Genomic DNA, 19,220 nt, shown 5'->3' on the forward strand with positions numbered 1-19,220 from the left:
CCGGTGCCGGCGCTAAACGCCGAGGCGGCGAAATACGCTGCGGTGAAACACGATCGGGGCAACCCCGGCGTCGACCGTGACCTCGTTGACCCTCAGCACCACGATCGTGTGGTCGCCTGCCGGAATGAGTTGCTCGATCGCACTTTCCAGCCATAGCGCGGTGCCTTTGACGAAGACGGCTCCGGAGTCGCGCGATTCCGTCTCCAATCCGGCGAACCGGTCCCCCGTTTTGGCAGCCAGAGTGCGGGCGGCCTCGTCATGAGATTCCCCCAGCACGCTGATGCCCAGCATCGGCACACCCTTGAGTTTGGGCCAGGTGGTGGACGTGTTCTGCACGCAGAACGAGACCAGCGGCGGGTCAAGCGAGACCGGCACGAACGTGCTGGCCGCCAATCCCTCGCGCACGCCGTCGACCTCTGCGGCGATGGCGATGACACCGGAGGGGAAGTGACCGAAAGCCTCACGCAGTGACGTCGGCGTCAGCTTGTTATTCGAGTTCACCGGACTTCACTTGCTCCTCGAGCCGAGAACGGGATTCTCGCTTTCGAGCCTAACCGACGCGTATCCGTGCGCGGCAGCCACATCCGAGTGCGCCCGCACCCGGCTCTTCCGGGCGTTGCGCCCGTAGACGGGGTCAGATCGGGTCCGTCGGGTCGGGCACGGTCGCGCATGTCGGCCAGCTCGGCGGGCAGCGGCAGTACCGGGACCTGTGCGCCCAACGCCGGGTTGAAAAAGGGCATCGAGATGGTGGGCCGCCTCTCTGGCGGACAGGCGCGCAATAGTCCAGAATCCGCTTCTAAATCCACAGTCGGAAGGGCCGTGACGCTCCCCACAGTTGTCATCTCTTCTCACATTTCCGCAGGTGAGCGGGTGTGCCAGGGCTGCGATGAGCGGTATCCCAACCGGTTGGTTAATTAGACCGTGAAATGTTCCTCACATTGACTTGCGTTGAACAACGCAGCCGGGATATTTTAACGGTGTTACTGGTGGGTAACTTAGACCTAGTACCCAACCACAGGTGGCATTCTCAACGAGGAGGACCGTAGTGAGCCACTACAAGAGCAACGTTCGTGACCAGGAATTCAACCTGTTCGAGGTGCTGGGTGTTGACAAGGCGTTAGGCCAGGGCGAATTCAGCGACCTGGACGCCGACACCGGCCGAGAGATTCTCGCCGAGGTCGCCCGCCTGGCGGAGGGACCCGTCGCCGACTCCTTCATCGAAGGCGACCGCAACCCACCGGTCTTCGACCCGAAGACGTTCTCGGTGACGCTGCCGGAGTCGTTCAAGAAGTCGGTCAACGCGGTGATCGACGCCGGCTGGGACAAGGCGGGCCTCGACGAGGTACTCGGCGGCATGCCGATGCCGAAAGCCCTGATGTGGGCCATCAACGAGCACATTCTCGGCGCAAACCCCGCGGTGTGGATGTACGCCGGCGGAGCGGGTTTCGCGCAGATCCTTCACCACCTCGGCACCGAGGAGCAGAAGAAGTGGGCCGTGCTGGCCACCGAGCGGCGCTGGGGCTCGACCATGGTGCTGACCGAGCCGGACGCCGGCTCGGATGTGGGTGCCGGCCGCACCAAGGCCGTTCAGCAGGAAGACGGCACCTGGCACATCGACGGCGTCAAACGGTTCATCACCTCCGGTGACTCCGATGACCTGTTCGAGAACATCTTCCACCTGGTGCTGGCCCGCCCGGAGGGCGCCGGCCCCGGCACCAAGGGTCTGTCGCTGTTCTTCGTACCCAAGTTCCTGTTCGACCCCGAGACCGGCGAACCCGGTGAGCGCAACGGTGTGTACGTCACCAACGTCGAGCACAAGATGGGCCTGAAGGTCTCCGCCACCTGCGAGTTGTCCCTCGGCCAGCACGACAAGCCCGCCATCGGCTGGCTGGTCGGCGAGGTGCACGACGGCATCGCGCAGATGTTCGAGGTCATCGAGCAGGCGCGCATGATGGTGGGCACCAAGGCCATCGCCACGCTGTCCACCGGCTACCTGAACGCGCTGGAGTACGCCAAGTCCCGCGTGCAGGGCGCCGACCTGACGCAGATGACCGACAAGACGGCTCCGCGGGTGACCATCACCCACCACCCCGACGTGCGCCGGTCGCTGATGACCCAGAAGGCGTACGCCGAGGGCCTGCGGGCGCTGTACCTCTACACCGCCACCTTCCAGGACGCGGCTGTGGCCGAGGCGGTGCACGGCGTCACCCCGGAATTGGCCGCGAAGATCAACGACCTGATGCTGCCGGTAGTCAAGGGTGTCGGCTCCGAGCAGGCCTACGCCAAGCTCACCGAGAGCCTGCAAACCTTCGGTGGCTCCGGCTTCCTGCAGGACTACCCGGTTGAGCAGTACATCCGGGACGCCAAGATCGACTCGCTGTACGAGGGCACCACCGCCATCCAGGCGCAGGACTTCTTCTTCCGCAAGATCATCCGCGACAAGGGTGTGGCGCTCGCGCACGTCTCAGGTGAGATCCAGCAGTTCGTCGACAGCGAGTCCGGCAACGGGCGGCTCAAGAGTGAGCGGGCGCTGCTGGCCAAGGCGCTTACCGACGTCCAGGCGATGGCTGCCTCGCTGACCGGCTATCTGATGGCCGCTCAGGAGGACGTCACCAGCCTCTACAAGGTGGGCCTGGGTTCGGTGCGGTTCCTGATGAGCGTCGGCGACCTGGTCATCGGCTGGTTGCTGCAGCGTCAGGCCGCCGTGGCGATCGAGGCCCTGGACGCCGGTGCCACCGGTGCCGAGCGGTCCTTCTACGAGGGCAAGATCGCGGTCGCGTCGTTCTTCGCGAAGAACTTCCTGCCGCTGTTGACCAGCACCCGCGAGGTGATCGAGACCCTGGACAATGACATCATGGAGCTCGACGAAGCCGCTTTCTGAGGCCGCCTTTCGTAGCACCGACGCAAGATCCCCCCGCTGCTGGCGGGGGGATCTTGCATCAGTGCGCGGGTAGCGCGACCTGGAAACGCGACATTGCCACCAGGCACGCGACACGCCGCGCGGGGTGTACGCGGTGTCAATCTCGGCGATGCGAAGGGGCCGACGGCCGCCAGCGGACATCAAAAAGACCGCCGCTGGATCCCCTCAGTCCAGCGGCGGCCCTTTTCGCTCGCCCGTCCGCGCTGACCGGCGCTCGATCCAGGGATTGCCCCGCGTTGCCGTCGGGTCGGGGGTTCAGACCACAACACGGGGCTATCCGGGCGGATTTATACCCACCAGGCCGCACAACTAATCGTTCCTAAGAAAAATTCATTCCAGATTGCTAGCCGGCTCAGGTCAGCGGGCTGGTTGCGATCGGCACGCCTGCAGCCAGGATCGCCGTAGCGGCTGTCGACCTGGCACCGGTGGGGCCGACGGCGGCCCGGAAGTCGCTGGACCGTCAGGCCTCCAGGATCGCCGCAACGCCCTGTCCGCCGGCCGCGCAGATCGAAATGAGCGCGCGCACCGAGCCGGTGGTTTCGGCCTTCTTCTGCGCCAGTTGCTTGGCCGCCTGCGCCAGAATTCGTCCTCCGGTGGCCGCGAACGGGTGTCCAGCGGCCAGCGACGACCCGTTGACGTTGAGCTTGGACCGGTCGATGGAACCCAGCGCACCGTCCAGGCCCAGCCGCTCCTTGCAGTACTCCTCGGACTCCCACGCCTGCAGATGCGCGAGCACCACCGACGCGAACGCCTCATGAATCTCGTAGAAGTCGAAATCCTGCAGGGTGAGCCCGTTGCGCGCCAGCAGTCGCGGCACCGCATAGGTGGGCGCCATCAGCAGGCCGTCGTAGCCGTTGACGTAGTCGACGGCAGCAGTCTCCGAATCCACCAGGAAGGCCAGCGGCTGCAGGTTGTGGTCGGCCGCCCACTGCTCGGTGGCCAGCAACGCCACCGACGCGCCGTCGGTCAGCGGAGTCGAGTTGCCGGCGGTCATGGTGGCGGCGCCCGCCTTTACCCCGAAGACCGGACGCAGGGTGGCCAGTTTCTCCCGGCTGGACTTGGGCCGCAGGTTGTCGTCGCGGTAGAGGCCCAGGAAGGGCGACACCAAATCGTCGAAGAACCCGCGATCGTAGGCAGCGGCCATGTTGCGATGGCTGGCAACGGCGAGTTCGTCCTGGTCGACGCGCTTGATTCCCATTTGCTTGGCGGTGACGGCGGCGTGCTCGCCCATCGATTTGCCGGTGCGCGGCTCGCTGTTGGCCGGGATCTCGATGCCCAGGTTCGCCGGCAGCGTGCCGACGAGCTTGAGCCGCTGCACGTTGGACTTGGATCGCCGCAGCTTGAGCAGGGTTCGGCGCAGGTCGTCGCCGAGACCTATCGGCGGGTCGGAGGTGGTGTCCACTCCGCCGGCGGCCGCTACCTCATAGCGGCCCGCGGCGATGCCGTCGGCGGCCGCGATGGCCGCCTGCAGACCGGTGCCGCACGCCTGCTGAATGTCGAAAGCGGGCGTGTGCGGCGAGAGTTCGGATCCAAGGACGCACTCGCGCATGAGATTGAAATCACGGCTGTGCTTGAGCACCGCGCCGCCGATCACCGCGCCCAGGCGTTCGCCCCGCAGATTGAACCGGTCCACCAGCCCGCCCAGCGCCGCGGTGAACATGTCCTGGTTGGACGCGTCGGCGTAAGCGCCGTCCGAACGCGCGAACGGGATGCGGTTGCCGCCCAGTACTGCGACGCGCCGCTTGGTCTGATCACTGGCAGGGGCCACTGTTTTCTCCGTAGATCGGCGTTAGTTCGGGGGCTAGTTTTGGGGTAGTAGCCCCTCCAGGCAATACTACCCACTGTTCTTACTCTCAAGTAAGTTCGTCCCCCCGATACGGAAGGCAAGCTCAGTGGCACCCAAGGCATCGCCCGATCTGTTCTCCCAGGTGGTCAACTCAGGCCCCGGGTCGTTTCTGGCCAAGCAGCTTGGAGTCCCTCAACCCGAGACGCTGCGCCGGTACCGGCCGGGCGAGCCGCCGCTGGCCGGTTCGCTGCTGATCGGCGGTGCGGGCCGGGTCGTCGAGCCACTGCGGGCGGCGCTGGACAACGACTACGACCTGGTGGGCGACAACTTGGGCGGCCGTTGGGCTGACTCGTTCGGCGGTCTGGTGTTCGATGCCACCGGCATCACCGAACCGGCCGGCCTGAAAGCCCTGCACGACTTCTTCACTCCGGTGATCCGCAACCTGGGCGCCTCCGCGCGGGTCGTGGTGGTGGGCACCACGCCGGAGGCGATCGAGAGCCCGCACGAGCGGATCGCGCAGCGCGCGCTGGAAGGCTTCACCCGCTCGGCGGGCAAGGAACTGCGCCGCGGCGGCACCTCGGCGCTGGTGTACCTGTCGCCGGAGGCGAAGCCGGCCGCGACGGGACTGGAATCGACGATGCGGTTCATCCTGTCGGCCAAGTCGGCCTACGTCGGCGGCCAGGTGTTCTATGTCGGCGCGGCCGACTCGACGCCGCCGGCCGACTGGGACCGTCCGCTGGACGGCAAGGTGGCGATCGTGACCGGCGCCGCCCGCGGCATCGGGGCTACCATCGCCGAGGTGCTTGCCCGGGACGGTGCCGGCGTGGTCGCGATCGACGTGGAGTCGGCCGCCGAGGCGCTGGCCGAGACTGCCAGCAAGGTGGGTGGCACGCCGCTGTGGCTGGACGTCACCGCCGAGGATGCGGTGGAGAAGATCTCCGAGCACCTGCGCGACCACCACGGCGGCAAGGCCGACATCCTGGTCAACAACGCCGGGATCACCCGCGACAAGCTGCTGGCCAACATGGACGATGCCCGCTGGGACGCCGTGATCGCCGTCAATCTGCTTGCACCGCTGCGTCTTACCGAGGGTCTGGTGGCCAACGGCACCATCGGGGTGGGCGGCCGGGTGATCGGGCTGTCGTCGATCGCCGGCATCGCGGGTAATCGCGGGCAGACCAACTACGGCACCAGCAAGGCCGGCATGATCGGCATCACCCAGGCGCTGGCCCCGCAACTTGCTGAGAAGGGCATCACGATCAACGCGGTGGCGCCCGGCTTCATCGAGACGAAGATGACCGCCGCGATCCCGTTGGCCACCCGCGAGGTGGCTCGCCGGATGAACTCGCTGCTACAGGGCGGCCAGCCCGTCGACGTCGCCGAGACCATCGCCTACTTCGCCAGTCCCGCCTCAAATGCCGTGACGGGCAATGTGATCCGGGTTTGCGGCCAGGCGATGATCGGAGCCTGACGGTGGACCAACCCAGTGGCCTTCGCAACATGCTGCGCGCGGTGGCCGGAGCGCTGCCCGTGGTGTCGCGGTCCGACCAGCTGTCCAGCCGCGTGGTGACCGTCGAGGAACTGCCGATCGACTCGGCGAACGTCGCCGCGTACGCGGCGGTCACCGGACTGCGCTTCGGCAACAACCTGCCACTGACCTACCCGTTCGCGTTGACCTTCCCGTCGGTGATGTCGTTGGTGACCGGCTTCGACTTTCCGTTCGCCGCAATGGGTTCGGTGCATGCCGAGAACCACATCACGCAGTACCGTCCGATCGCGGTGACCGACACGGTAGGCGTGCGGGTGCATGCCGAGAACTTGCGAGAGCATCGCAAGGGACTCTTGGTCGACCTGGTGACCGATGTCAGGGTCGGCAACGAACCGGCGTGGCATCAGGTGACCACCTTCCTGCACCAGCAACGCACCAGCCTGTCCGATGAGCCCAAGCCGCCGCCGCAGAAGCAGCCCAAACTGCCGCCGCCCTCGGCGGTGCTGCGGATCACCCCGTCGCAGATCCGTCGCTATGCCGCGGTGGGTGGTGACCGCAACCCCATCCACACCAGTTCGGTGGCCGCCAAACTGTTCGGCTTCCCGACCGTCATCGCGCACGGAATGTTCAGTGCCGCGGCGGTTCTGGCGAACATCGAGGCACGCTTCCCGGATGCCGTGCGATATTCGGTGCGCTTCGGCAAGCCGGTGCTGCTGCCGGCGACCGCGGGGCTGTACATCGACGAACGCAGATTCGACGGGCAAGACGGCTGGGAGTTGACGCTGCGCCACATCTCCAAGGGCTACCCGCATTTGACGGGTTCGGTGACGCCTCTCTGAGCGGTCAACCCGCCCGGTGGTCCAGGCGGTGGCCCTGCCGGCCGATGACGATTCGGTCGAGCGTGTGCGCCCCGACTGCTGTGACCGCGAAAACCAGCAGCATCCAGATCGGCGGCCGGGCCAGCTCCCAGACGAAGATGGCCGACCAGATCGGCGAACCCTGCGTCACCGCCAACACGCCGGCCGCGGTGCTCAACGAGATCACCGGGCCGTGCAGATGTGCGCCCGCGAGCTGATCGAGGGTCAGGACCAGCAGCGTCCCGGCCGCCGCGCCGGTGGCCAGGGACGGTGTTAGCAGGCCGCCGGCGCCTCCGGCACGGAGGAACAGCGCCGTCAGCAGGGGCTTCAGCAGCAAGATGACCGCGGCCGACCCCAGCGTCATGCCCGAGGCGAGAGTGACGGTGAGCACACTCTTGCCGTTGCCGGGCAGCTCGGGCCACCAGTGCGAACAGATACCGGTCAGCAGTCCGGCGGCAGCCAGGGCGGGAATCAGTACCCAGGACCGGATGAGTTCGGCCGGACGCGCCGCGGCGATAATCTTGTTGAACACCCACCCCACCGCGAAGGCAACCGGCGCCAGCGCCAGCCCGTGCGCGCTCAGCAGATACGCCGATTCCGCTGCGGGCCAGTTCAATTCGTTGTGGTCGTGGGTAACCGCCGAGCCGACCGCGACGGCCAGACTCGAGGTGATCAGGGCCGCGCCCGTCGCACGCAATCGCCAGGTGTCCAACAGGATCCGCAACGTGAAGAGCGCACCCGCCAGCGGTACCGCGTAGACCGCACCCAGACCGGCACCCGCCGCGCAGGCCAGCAGGATCTCCCGGTCGCCCGGGGACAGCCGCCTCAGCCATGTGGTACCGAAATCGCCGAGCACGGCGGCGAATTGACGTGGCGCACCTTCCCGCCCCAGCGAGGCGCCGGAGCCGACCAGGACGATCTGGAGCATCGCGTCGATGCTCCACGTCAGCCGCGGCACGCGTCGGTGTCCGGCAATCGTTCCGGCCAGCGGTGGCACCTCGGCGCGCCGCCGCAGCAGCCACCAGCCCATGCCGGCCAGTGCGGCGCCGACCATGGGACCCAGTGCCCGGCGGACCGGGCTGCTGCCGGTGATCCCGTCGAGCAACGAGCCGAATGTGTAGTGATACGTGAGGTGTTCGACCGAACGCAGCACCAGCGTGGTGATGAGTCCGGCGAGGCCTGCGAGCAATCCGACGATGACGACGGCACAGAAGAAGGCACAGAAGTAGTCCTGGCCGGACTTTCGGGGCACGCCTGCCGACAATACGGATACCGGACCGGTTGCGCACCGGGTTGCCGGCGGCCTTTCATGGCCCATGTGCGGCTGGGCGCTTGCGGTCGTGGCTTTGACTTTTCGACACCACCGGTTGCGCGCCCAGCGCACATCTCCCGCCTCGAACGTGCATCCAGGGCGGCGACACGCCGGGTAGCCGTCGCCCTGAGTGCACGTTGGAAGACCCGCAGCGTCCCTGGCCGCAGCCAAGCCCCAATCAAGGATCAGCGACCACGCAACTAGCCGGTTGCGGCGTTGGGCTTGACATCGCGATCGGGCGGCGCCCCGCGCAGCCCTGCCCAGAACAGGTCGATCATCATCTCGGCGGCCGCGTCGACGTCGACGTCACCTGTACTCAACCGGCTGGCGACCGCTTCACCTGCACCCACCAGAGCCACCGCCATGATCTCGATTTCGGCGTCCGACCGCGGGCTGCGGGTACCGGCCCGCACCAGCCCGGCCACCAGTTCGATGATCTGCTCACGGCCTTCGCGCACCGTATGCGCGAACGCCTGCGAGCTGGTGGCCTGAGCGTACATCACGATCCAGGACGCGCGATTCTCGTCGATGTAGCGCAGAAACGCGACAATTGTGTTGCGCAGCAGGTCTTTCGGGCTGTGGTTGAAGTCGATGTCGGCGCGCACCGCGTCGATGAATCGAGTCATCTCCCGATTCAGGCACGCACCGAACAGGTCTTCTTTGGAGCCGTAGTACAGGTAGAGCATCGGCTTGGAGATCTCGGCGGCGGCCGCGATCGTGTCCATCGACGTCTCGTGGTAGCCGTTGACCGAGAACATCTGCACGGCGGCATCGAGCATCTGCTGCTCGCGGACGGCACGCGGTAACCGCTTGGTACCACCCGCCATCGCGATCCCCTATCTGTCCAATCAAGGGTAAGTATGGTTCCCTCAGCGGCCACACGCCGCAGTGACGCCCTTCATCGCCGCAACACGCTCCAGCGAGGCGTCAACCTGCTGCGCCGACAGCTCGCCGGCGTTGACCGCCTGCTCGAGACGGTCCAGCACGGCGGGCACTTCCTTTGTGGTGACCCACAAGGCGATGTCGATGCCGGCCTGCAGAGTCTTCAGCACGGCCTCGGTCACCCCGAAGCGGTCGGAGATCGCAGCCATGCTGGACAGGTCGTCGCTGAACACCGGGCCGTTGAACGGCGGTCCGCCGTAGCCGGTACCGGTACGCAGTAGATTCACCGCGTCCTTGCTCAGACTGGCGGGGTCGCCGCCGGTCAACCCTTGTACCTGCAAGTGCCCGATCATCACCGCCACCGGGATGGCGTTGAGCAGGGTCCGGTACGGCAGCAAGTCGCTGGAAATCAGATCTGACAGGGGGGGTGTGGTGACGGCGCCGGTGTGCGAATCACCCGACCCGTGTCCGTGGCCCGGAAAGTGTTTAAGCACCGGCAGCAGTTTCGCGTCGCGCAGGCCTTGTGCGTAGGCGCCGGCGTACTCGGTGACCTTCGCCGGGTCGGAGCCGAACGAGCGGTCGCCGATCACAGAATCGTCCGGCTCGTCGGTGACGTCGACCACCGGCGCGAAATCGACGGTGATGCCCAGTTCTTTCATCTTGCGGCCCCGGGTCAGGGCCAGGTCGTGGACCTGCTGGACCGGCATCTGGCCCATTTCCTTGGCCGTCGGTCCCCGGCCGTCGAGCAGCGTCCGCAACCGCGATACCCGGCCGCCTTCTTCGTCGACGCCGACCGCGAGCGGCAGCGGGGTGGCGGCGTTCGCGACCTCACTCAGCGGGCCGGGAAGCATCGTGAGATCGGTGTCACTGCCGATCAGAATGCCGCCCACATGGAACTGGGTGACCACGGCCTTCGCGTCGGCGGCGTCGCGCACCCCGACCATGAGCAGCTGGGCCAGCTTGTCGCGCAGGTTCGGAATCTTGCCCGGGACGTCCGGTGGATCAGCGCACAACCGGGGTCCCGGGGCCGCCGCGGGAGCGGAATTGGTGCTCGATGTGGAGGTGCTCGGGGCCGACGACTTCGCGGGCTTAGTGCCGCCGTGGCAGGCGACGACCAGCATCGACGCAGCAGCAAGGGCGGCCAGGGTGCGCGGAAAAGCCATCCGGACATGCTGTCACGGGCGTTTCCCCGGCGGGTTCGGGGGCGGGTTCACGCGTGGCGGCGGCGCACCGCCTTCCCGGTACTGGTTCGCCGAGCGTGACGTGAAGGCGGCTTTTCGGCCGAAACTCATCCCACAGAACACGGTCGACGCGGTCGGCTGACCCTGGGCCGTTCAGGACCCACCCCGGTCCCGTGCGTCGTTCTGCTAGGTTGGCTGACTATGAACCGGATCGTCGCGCCCGCCGCCGCCAGTGTGGTAGTCGGTCTATTGCTTGGCGCCGCCGCGACATTCGGAGTCACCCTGATGGTCCAGCAGGACACGAAGCCGCCACTGCCCGGGGGCGATCCGTCGTCATCGGTGCTCAACCGGGTCGAGTACGGCAACCGTAGCTAGCCGGTCGACGGTCGAGATATCGGCCCTTTCGCGTCGCTGGCTGCTATTGGTCGGAGTTGTCTCGCTGGTACTGGCATTCGCCCAGTCACCCGGCCAGATCTCCCCTGACACCAAACTCGACCTCACCATCAACCCGCTGCGCTTCCTGGCCCGGGCGACCAACCTGTGGAACAGTGACCTGCCGTTCGGCCAGACGCAGAACCAGGCCTACGGCTACCTTTTTCCGCACGGCACCTTCTTCCTGATCGGCCACGCGTTCGGCGTCCCCGGCTGGGTGACCCAGCGGCTGTGGTGGGCGCTGCTGCTGACGGCGGGTTTCTGGGGGATGCTGCGGGTCGCGGAGGCACTGGGTATCGGCACTTCGTCGTCCCGAATTCTCGGCGCGATCGCATTCGCGCTGTCGCCCAGGGTGCTGACCACACTGGGGTCGATTTCGTCGGAAACGCTGCCGATGATGCTCGCACCATGGGTCCTGTTGCCCACCGTTATGGCGTTACAGGGTGGTTCGCAGCGTTCGGTGCGGGTGCTGGCCGGGCAAGCCGGAATCGCGGTGGCGCTGATGGGCGCGGTCAATGCCATAGCGACCGCGGCCGGCTGCCTTCCAGCAGCGATCTGGCTGGTCTGTCACCGGCCAAACCTGCGATGGCTGCGTTATGCCGGGTGGCTGGTGTTGGCGCTGGTGCCCGCGGTGTCGTGGTGGGTGGTGGCACTGAGTCGATTGCGCGGGGTGAGCCCGCCGTTCCTGGACTTCATCGAATCCTCCGGGGTAACTACGCAGTGGTCCTCGCTGGTGGAGTTGCTGCGCGGCACCGACAGCTGGACCCCGTTCGTAGCGCCCACCGCGACCGCGGGCGCTCCCCTGGTCACGGGGCCGGTAGCGATCCTGGGGACCTGCCTGGTCGCGGCGGCGGGCCTGGCCGGACTGGCTGGTCGCGACATGCCGGCCCGCGGCCGGCTGGTGAGCATGCTGCTGGTCGGGGTGACGCTGCTGGCGCTCGGCTACAGCGGCGGACTGGGGTCGCCGGTGGCCCACCAGGTGCAGGCGTTCCTGGACGCCGCCGGTACGCCGTTGCGCAATGTGCACAAATTGGGACCGGTCGTCCGCATCCCGTTGGCGCTCGGGTTCGCGCAGCTCCTGGGCCGCGCCCCGTTGCCGGGAAGCGCGCCGAAAGCGGTGTGGCTGGACGCTTTCGCCCATCCCGAACGGGACCGTCGGGTGGCGGTCGGGATAGTCGCGCTCACCGGGCTGATCGTCAGCACCTCGCTGGCCTGGTCCGCGCGGCTCACTCCCCCCGGGACCTTCAGCGCGATTCCCGACTACTGGCATGAAACGGCCGACTGGCTCAGCACGCATCAGCTCGGGCGGGTACTGGTGGTGCCGGGTGCGCCCTTCGCGACCCAGGTATGGGGTACCAGTCACGACGAGCCGCTGCAGGTGCTGGGGAGCAGCGCATGGGGGGTCCGCGACTCCATTCCCCTGACGCCTCCCCAGGCCATCCGCGCACTGGACTCGGTGCAGCGCCTGTTCGCCGCCGGACGGCCATCGGCGGGGCTGGCGGATACGCTTGCCCGACAAGGCATTTCTTATGTCGTGGTACGAAATGATCTGGATCCGGAATCGTCGCGGTCGGCGCGGCCGATCCTGGTACACCGAGCCATCGCCGGGTCGCCGGGGCTGACGGAAGTGGCCGAGTTCGGAGCGCCGGTGGGTCCTGGCGCGCTGGCCGGCTTCGTCAGTGACAGCGGACTTCGCCCGCGGTATCCGGCGGTGCAGATCTACCGGGTCGGGTCAGGCGGCACTCCCGGCGCCCCCTACTTCGCCGAGGTCGACGGGCTGCCGCGGGTCGACGGTGGACCCGAGGTGCTGTTGCGTCTTGACGAGCGGCGGCGGCTGCTGGGCCGTCCGCCGCTGGGTCCGGTGCTGATGACCCAGGATGCCCTGGCGGCCCACCTGCCCACGCCGCTGGTCACCGTGACCGACACACCGCTGGCCCGGGAAACAGATTACGGCCGCGTCGACCTGCACTCGTCGGCCATCCGAGCTCCCGGTGACGCCCGGCGCACCTACAACCGGGTGCCCGACTATCCCGCCCCCGGTGCCGACACCGTCTACGGCGGTTGGACCGGCGGCCGCATCACGGCGTCCAGTTCGTCGTCGGACGCCACTGCCCTGCCCGACGTCGCGGCGGCCACCTCGCCCGCCGCAGCCGTCGATGGCGACCCGGCGACCGCCTGGGTCTCCAATTCCCTCCAGGCCGCCGTCGGGCAGTGGCTGCAAGTGGATTTCGACCATCCCGTGACCAACGCCGTCCTCACCCTGACGCCCAGCGCGTCGGCAGTCGGCGCACAGGTCCGCCGCATCCTGATCGAAACCGTCAACGGCAGCACCACGCTGCGGTTCGACGAGCCGGGGAAGCCGTTGAGCGCCGCCTTGCCGGTAGGCGAGACGCCATGGGTGCGGATCACGGCGGCCGGTACCGACGACGGTTCGCCCGGGGTGCAGTTCGGTATCACCGACCTGGCGGTGACCCAGTACGACGCATCGGGTTTCGCCCAGCCGGTGCAGATGAGGCACACCGTGGTGGTTCCCGGGCCACCGCCGGGCGCGGAGGTTGCGCGCTGGGACCTGGGTGCCGAATTGCTGGGCCGACCGGGTTGCGCGCCGGCCCCAGACAGTGTGCGCTGCGCGGCGTCGATGGCGCTGGCCCCGGAGGAGCCCGTCAATTTCAGCCGGACGCTGACGGTGCCCGGCCCCATCTCGGTGCTTCCGACGGTGTGGGTGCGCCCCCGGCAGGGGCCCAAACTGTCCGATCTGGTGGCGCAGCCGGATACCACGCGGGCAGCCGGCGATTCGGATCTGGTCGAGGTACTCGGCTCGGCGTACGCGGCTACCGACGGCGATCCGGCCACCGCGTGGACGGCGCCGCAGCGGGTGGTGCAGTACAAGACACCGGCGACCCTGACCCTGACGCTGCCGCGGGCCGCCGAGGTCACCGGCCTTCGGGTGACGCCAAGCCGGACGACGCTGCCGGCCCACCCGACGATGGTGGCCGTCGACCTGGGTGACGGACCGCAGGTGCAAGCGGTGGACCCCGGTGGTCAGACACAGACGCTGGCACTGCACCCTCGGGTGACCGACACCGTCACCGTGAGCCTGCTCGACTGGCAGGACATCATCGACCGCAACGCGCTGGGCTTCGATCAGCTCAAGCCGCCCGGGCTGGCCGAGGTGGCCGTCCTGGGCGCCGACGGACAGCCGATCGCACCGGCCCGGGGTGGCGAGGGCGCCCGCACCCGCGAGGTGATCGTCGACTGTGAGCACGGTCCGGTGATCGCGGTGGCCGCCCGGTTCCTGCATACGTCGATTCGGACCACGGCGGGGGCGTTGTTGGACGGCGAACCAATTGCGGCCCGGCCCTGTGAGGCCGGCCCGATCGCGTTGCCGGCCGGCCGGCAGGAGTTGTTGGTCAGTCCAGGACCGGCTTTCGTGGTGGACGGTACACAGCTGTCGGCTGTGCCGGACCCGCCCGCTGCTGCGGTCACGCCCGCTGATGTTGTCGGGGTGTGGGGACCTGCTCGGCGTGAGGTGCGGGCGCCGGCGTCGGGAACCGCCCGAGTTCTGGTCATCCCGGAGAGCATCAACCCCGGGTGGGTTGCCCGCAGCAGTAGCGGCGCGCGCCTGACCCCTGTGGCGATGAACGGATGGCAACAGGGCTGGTTGGTGCCCCCCGGCGATGCCGGCACCATCACGCTCACGTTCGCCTCCAACACGGTGTACCGGGCCGGCCTGGCGGTGGGGTTGAGCTTGCTGCCGGTGCTGGCGGTTCTGGCGTTCTGGCGGCGGCGAGGCGGTGGCGACGATGGGCCGGCCGCGGTGGCCTGGTCGCCGGGGCCGTGGGCTGCGGTGGCCGTCCTGGGAGCGGGAGGTCTGATCGCCGGCGCCGCCGGCGTCCTGGTGGTCGGGTCCCTGCTTTTCTTTCGGCGCTTTGTGTCCGGCCGCTTGCGAGATGGGCTGACGGTCGGGCTGAGCGCCGGTGGGTTGATCATCGCCGGGGCAGTCCTGTCGCGCCATCCCTGGCGCTCGGTAGACGGCTACGCCGGCCATTCCGCGAGTGTCCAACTGCTGGCCCTGATTTCGCTTGCGGCGGTGACAGCGTCGGCGGTCTTACCACCCCGGCGCGAGGACGGATAGTTGGCTGCGGGTTTTCCGGCTGGTTGACTGGATACCCGGAGGAGTTGTGGCCATGAACTGGTTATCGGCACCCGAATATCGGCTGGGCGCGTGGGTGCTCGAGCGCGGCGTCGCGGTCGTATATTTCGTGGCGTTCGTCGCGGCCGCGCGGCAGTTCCGGCCGCTTATCGGGGAGCGCGGGATGTTGCCGGTGCCGGGGTATCTCGCCAGGCGGTCGTTCTGGCGGGCGCCGAGCATCTTCCACCTGCGTTTCTCCGACCGATTGTTCGCCGGGGTGTCGTGGTTCGGTGCGGCCCTGGCCCTGGCCGTGGTCTGTGGCGCGGCGGAGGTGGCGCCGCTGTGGGCGGCGATGCTGATGTGGCTGACGCTGTGGGGCCTGTACTTGTCGATCGTCAACGTGGGCCAGACGTGGTACGGATTCGGGTGGGAGTCCCTGCTGCTGGAGACCGGTTTCCTGATGATCTTCCTGGGCAGCGGACAGGTGGCGCCGCCGGTGCTGACGTTGTGGTTGGTGCGCTGGTTGCTGTTCCGCGTCGAATTCGGCGCGGGGTTGATCAAGATGCGCGGCGACAGGTGCTGGCGCGATCTGACCTGCCTGTACTACCACCACGAGACCCAGCCGATGCCGGGTCCGTTGAGTTGGTTCTTTCACCATCTACCTAAGCCGTTGCATCGGATCGAGGTGGCGGGCAACCACTTTGCCCAGCTGGTGGTGCCGTTCGCATTGTTCGCGCCGCAACCGGTCGCCAGTGTCGCTGCGGCGATCATCATCATCACCCAACTGTGGCTGGTGGCGTCCGGCAACTTCGCCTGGCTCAACTGGCTGACGATTCTTCTGGCGTTCAGCGCCATTGACCAGGATTCGATGGGTGCGCTGCTGCCTGTTCCCGCGACGCCGGCACTGCCCGCTGCCCCGGTGTGGTTCGTCGGCCCGGTGATTGGGTTCGCCTCGGTGATGGTGGTACTGAGTTACTGGCCGGCACGCAACATGCTTTCACCGGGGCAGCGAATGAACATGTCTTTCAACACCTTTCATCTGTGCAACACCTATGGCGCATTCGGCAGCATCAGCCGTATCCGGCAGGAGGTGGTGATCGAAGGCACCTCAGATGAGTTGGTGGGTGATCAGACGAAGTGGCGGGAGTACGAATTCAAAGGCAAGCCCACCGGCCTGCGCCGGCTCCCGCGCCAGTTCGCGCCGTATCACTTGCGATTGGACTGGCTGATGTGGTTCGCGGCCATCTCGCCGGGCTATGCCCTGGCATGGATGACGCCTTTCTTGCACCGGCTGCTGCGTAACGATGCCCCGACGTTGAAATTACTGCGGCACAACCCTTTCCCTGACTCGCCGCCGCGCTTCGTGCGCGCGCAGCTGTACAAGTACCGGTTCACCACTCCAACCGAACTGCGCCGCGACCACGCGTGGTGGCATCGCACGTTGATCGGAAGTTATGTGCCGGCGATGTCGCTGCCCGAGCGGTTAAGCACCAAGGATCAGTGATCCGTGCGAGAAGTACGGCCCGGCGCCAGGTGTCAGAGATGAGTAGCCACTGTTGACGATCGGCTGAAGAAACGAGTTGAGGCTGTCGACGATCGGTTGCGGGACGCCGATTTGCTGCAGTGGCAGCAGCATTGGCAGCGTCGGCGACGGAATCATGTAGGTGGTGATGGTGCCGCCCAACGGGGTGCTGACGCTGGACACCGTGAGCGCATCCGACATCGACGCATATGCCGCCGTGTTGTGGTAGTAAGCGGTCCCGAACAGCGAGTTGACCACAGCCGGGATGTTCCATGGCCGGTCCGGCGGATTGGCCCAGGCGTCGTACTGGCCGTACACCACGCTGACGTCGTACTGGGTGTTCGTCAGGCCCTGCACCGTGTAATTGAGGAACGGCAGCGTCGCCCGGTTGGGCAGGTAGGTCTGCGCTATGCCCAGTTCCGGACTGGAGAACAGAGCGAACTGCAGAGCGTGTGGTGGCGGGGCGGCGGCCGGGTTACTCGCCAGGTACGCCAGTTCGCGGTTGACGACGATGGTTCCCTCCGACAATGCGGCAACGTGCACCGGTGAACCACTGCCGTTGACGAAGGCGTTGATGATCTGGTCGTTGAGCGCCCGCTGCCCGAAGGCGACGGCGTCGGTGACGTCGGGTGCCGCCAGGCTGCCGCTTACGATGCCGATGCTGGCCGGATAGTTGACCACCTGAGCGAGGCTGCCGGGGAACCAGTTCTGGCCGATGGCGCGGTTGATCAGCTCATACCCCTGCAGGATCGAGGCCGAACCCGAGCCCGGGATGCTGCCCAGATAAAGCAATTGACCCAGGTAGGGAAGTCGGGTGAGGAAGTTCGGGTAGTACAGCGGCCCCGCACCGGGGACGGTGATCCTGGTTCCTGCCGCGGCACCCGCCACTCCGTTGCTTCCCAGGATCCGTTCGGCGTTAGCGATCTCAGCGGTCATATACGCGTCTGCTGTCGCCATCAGGCCGCGCCCGAACCGCTGCTGAGACTGCGACACTTGGGCGCTCACGGCCTGATACTGCCGGCCGTGCCAGCCGAACAGCGCTGCAATGGCGGTCGAGACCTCGTCCGCAGCCGCGCCGCTCAGCGACGTAATACGTTGTGCGACAGCCTCATTCGCCGCGCTGATCGCAGACCCCACGGCAGCCAGATCGCTGGCGGCAGCCATCAAGAAGTCGGGCGACGCGACGAAATACGACACCGGCGCCTCCTCGCGGCGGCGGTCGACAGGCGGGCAGTTGCGACACTACCCGCAGCCCGGACACATGGTTCGGCTTTCCATGAACCCGGAGCGTCGCCAGGATTGCGCAGTCCGGATCGAAGGGGGCCCGATCGTCGCGGCTTCCACCGGCCGAGAGTGGAAACCATGCGCCCCGCACGCTCACGCATCGTCGAATTCAGCAGGTTCGCCACTATTTTCTTGTCCGGAGTGACAGCCGATATGGCGGACATACATCGATGTCGACGATGAATTAGTCGACTATGCTTCACCCGTGAGCACGACCACTCTGGTCGCTGATGACGTAGAGGTCGTTCGGCGCGTACTAGCCCATGTTGACAGCGGCACAACTGATGAAGGCAACAGTTGGCGTGAGCCCGTTGACAACTACCTCAATCCAGACCGGTTCAGCCAGGAACTCAAGCTGCTGCGCGCGATGCCGAGCGTGTTCGTCCCGTCCGCCACCATTCCCAACCCGGGCGACCACGTCCAGCGAGTGGCCTTCGGGGTGCCCCTGTTCGCCGTGCGCGGCCGGGATAACCGGGCTCGGGTGTTCCGAAACGCGTGTCGGCATCGTGGTTTCGCACTGGTCCAGGACTCGGGGTGTTCCCACGCCCTGGTGTGCCGCTACCACGGCTGGACTTATCGCCTGGACGGGTCGCTGGCAAATGTCCCTCACCCCGAAGCTTTCCCTGATTTGGACATGTCGGCCCGCGGTCTCGTGGAGGTTCCGAGCTCTGAGGCCGACGGGCTCATCGTTATCGGCGCCATGGATCCCGACGGCGAGCGCCCCCCAGAGCACAGTGTTGATGAGGCGACTGCCTGGCTGACCCACGGGCCAACATGGCGAGACCAGCTGCTGCCGATCGATTCGCTGATGTCGGTCGAGTCCATTCCCCTGGCGATAAATTGGAAGGTGATCGTCGAGCAGTTTTTGGAGGGGTACCACATCCGCTGGACTCACAAAGAGACCCTTCCCCACCTGTACGACAACCTCACCCTGGTAGAGACGTTCGGCCCGAATTCTCGGGTTACCTTCCCCTACCAGGCAATTGAGCAACTCCGTGACCGTCCAGAATCAACCTGGGTGGGACGTCTGCCCGCGACATTCGTCTACCACCTCTTCCCCAACGCCATCATCGGAGCGTTTCCGCAACTGGTTCAGGTGGTGGTGATCAACCCAGTGGACGTGGCTCACAGCGAGGTCATCTACTACACGATGACCAGAGCAGACCTCGCCCGCCGCATACCTCTCGACACCGACGAGTCACTGGACCCGGTGGAGCTGGCCAGCTACATCACCCGCGTTGTCGCAGAGGACAATGAAGTGTCGGCGGGCGTACAAAAAGGATTTCGTGCAGGTGCCAACAAATTCGTGGAGTTCGGCCGTAACGAGTGCGCGATCGGACACTTTCACGCCAATCTCGGTGAGCGTCTGGCTCAGCTGAACGGGACCCGAATACACGATCCGACTCACCCCGTCCCGCTTTAA

13 protein-coding genes are annotated in these 19,220 nt (G+C 66.8%); 7 read left to right on the forward strand and 6 right to left on the reverse strand.

Annotation, left to right across the window (positions count from 1 at the left end):
- Positions 1 to 12: 12 nt before the first annotated feature.
- Positions 13 to 501, reverse strand: a complete 489-nt coding sequence (locus tag ACX9NE_RS28100; RefSeq protein WP_459365024.1) for a flavin reductase family protein — start codon at positions 499 to 501, stop codon at positions 13 to 15.
- Positions 502 to 1,045: 544 nt separating this feature from the next.
- Here ACX9NE_RS28100 and ACX9NE_RS28105 point away from each other — a divergent pair.
- On the forward strand, positions 1,046 to 2,881 hold the full coding sequence (locus tag ACX9NE_RS28105; protein WP_459365023.1) for an acyl-CoA dehydrogenase: 1,836 nt from the start codon (positions 1,046 to 1,048) through the stop codon (positions 2,879 to 2,881).
- A gap of 499 nt (positions 2,882 to 3,380) precedes the next feature.
- Here ACX9NE_RS28105 and ACX9NE_RS28110 read toward each other — a convergent pair whose 3' ends face one another.
- Positions 3,381 to 4,688 carry an acetyl-CoA C-acetyltransferase gene (locus ACX9NE_RS28110; RefSeq protein WP_459365022.1) on the reverse strand — a complete coding sequence of 436 codons (1,308 nt, stop codon included), beginning with the start codon at positions 4,686 to 4,688 and terminating at the stop codon, positions 3,381 to 3,383.
- A gap of 124 nt (positions 4,689 to 4,812) precedes the next feature.
- On the opposite strand from ACX9NE_RS28110, the gene ACX9NE_RS28115 reads away from it, so the two are divergent.
- Together ACX9NE_RS28115 and ACX9NE_RS28120 are read left to right on the forward strand one after the other, a co-directional pair.
- Entirely contained in the window at positions 4,813 to 6,177 is a 1,365-nt protein-coding gene (locus ACX9NE_RS28115) for a 3-oxoacyl-ACP reductase (RefSeq protein WP_459365021.1), read from the forward strand.
- Positions 6,178 to 6,179: 2 nt separating this feature from the next.
- Entirely contained in the window at positions 6,180 to 7,034 is an 855-nt protein-coding gene (locus tag ACX9NE_RS28120; RefSeq protein WP_459365020.1) for a MaoC/PaaZ C-terminal domain-containing protein, read from the forward strand.
- Between the two features lie 4 nt (positions 7,035 to 7,038).
- Here ACX9NE_RS28120 and ACX9NE_RS28125 read toward each other — a convergent pair whose 3' ends face one another.
- From ACX9NE_RS28125 to ACX9NE_RS28135, 3 genes are all read right to left on the reverse strand, one after another.
- On the reverse strand, positions 7,039 to 8,304 hold the full coding sequence (locus tag ACX9NE_RS28125; protein ID WP_459365019.1) for a chloride channel protein: 1,266 nt from the start codon (positions 8,302 to 8,304) through the stop codon (positions 7,039 to 7,041).
- Positions 8,305 to 8,564: 260 nt separating this feature from the next.
- Positions 8,565 to 9,191, reverse strand: coding sequence for a TetR/AcrR family transcriptional regulator (locus ACX9NE_RS28130; protein WP_459365018.1), 627 nt, complete (start codon positions 9,189 to 9,191; stop codon positions 8,565 to 8,567).
- Between the two features lie 42 nt (positions 9,192 to 9,233).
- Positions 9,234 to 10,409: a glycoside hydrolase family 3 N-terminal domain-containing protein gene (locus ACX9NE_RS28135; RefSeq protein WP_459365017.1), complete on the reverse strand. Its 1,176-nt coding sequence runs from the start codon at positions 10,407 to 10,409 to the stop codon at positions 9,234 to 9,236.
- Between the two features lie 219 nt (positions 10,410 to 10,628).
- Between ACX9NE_RS28135 and ACX9NE_RS28140 the strand changes: the two genes are divergently transcribed.
- The 3 genes from ACX9NE_RS28140 to ACX9NE_RS28150 are packed head-to-tail and all read left to right on the forward strand — an operon-like array spanning position 10,629 to position 16,495.
- The gene (locus ACX9NE_RS28140; protein ID WP_459365016.1) at positions 10,629 to 10,802 is read left to right on the forward strand and encodes a DUF2613 domain-containing protein; all 174 of its coding nucleotides are present in this window, start codon (positions 10,629 to 10,631) and stop codon (positions 10,800 to 10,802) included.
- A 16-nt stretch (positions 10,803 to 10,818) separates the two neighbouring features.
- The gene (locus ACX9NE_RS28145) at positions 10,819 to 14,994 is read left to right on the forward strand and encodes a DUF3367 domain-containing protein (protein ID WP_459365025.1); all 4,176 of its coding nucleotides are present in this window, start codon (positions 10,819 to 10,821) and stop codon (positions 14,992 to 14,994) included.
- Positions 14,995 to 15,046: 52 nt separating this feature from the next.
- Complete coding sequence (locus ACX9NE_RS28150; RefSeq protein ID WP_459365015.1) at positions 15,047 to 16,495, forward strand: lipase maturation factor family protein; 1,449 nt, start codon at positions 15,047 to 15,049, stop codon at positions 16,493 to 16,495.
- On the opposite strand, the gene ACX9NE_RS28155 is transcribed toward ACX9NE_RS28150, so the two are convergent.
- Positions 16,475 to 17,710 carry a PE-PPE domain-containing protein gene (locus ACX9NE_RS28155; protein WP_459365014.1) on the reverse strand — a complete coding sequence of 412 codons (1,236 nt, stop codon included), beginning with the start codon at positions 17,708 to 17,710 and terminating at the stop codon, positions 16,475 to 16,477. The two genes, ACX9NE_RS28150 and ACX9NE_RS28155, sit on opposite strands and share 21 nt — an antisense overlap.
- A 292-nt stretch (positions 17,711 to 18,002) precedes the next feature.
- Between ACX9NE_RS28155 and ACX9NE_RS28160 the strand changes: the two genes are divergently transcribed.
- A complete protein-coding gene (locus ACX9NE_RS28160; protein WP_459365013.1) occupies positions 18,003 to 19,220 on the forward strand; it encodes an aromatic ring-hydroxylating oxygenase subunit alpha in 1,218 nt (405 codons plus the stop codon).

The sequence above is a fragment of the Mycobacterium sp. ML4 genome (assembly GCF_054515735.1).

Excerpts from the sequence above, each read along its gene's own strand:
- ACX9NE_RS28130 (WP_459365018.1), bottom strand. The coding sequence starts at position 9,191 with ATGGCGGGTGGTACCAAGCGGTTACCGCGTGCCGTCCGCGAGCAGCAG.
- ACX9NE_RS28135 (WP_459365017.1), bottom strand. The coding sequence starts at position 10,409 with ATGGCTTTTCCGCGCACCCTGGCCGCCCTTGCTGCTGCGTCGATGCTG.
- ACX9NE_RS28140 (WP_459365016.1), top strand. The coding sequence starts at position 10,629 with ATGAACCGGATCGTCGCGCCCGCCGCCGCCAGTGTGGTAGTCGGTCTA.
- ACX9NE_RS28150 (WP_459365015.1), top strand. The coding sequence starts at position 15,047 with ATGAACTGGTTATCGGCACCCGAATATCGGCTGGGCGCGTGGGTGCTC.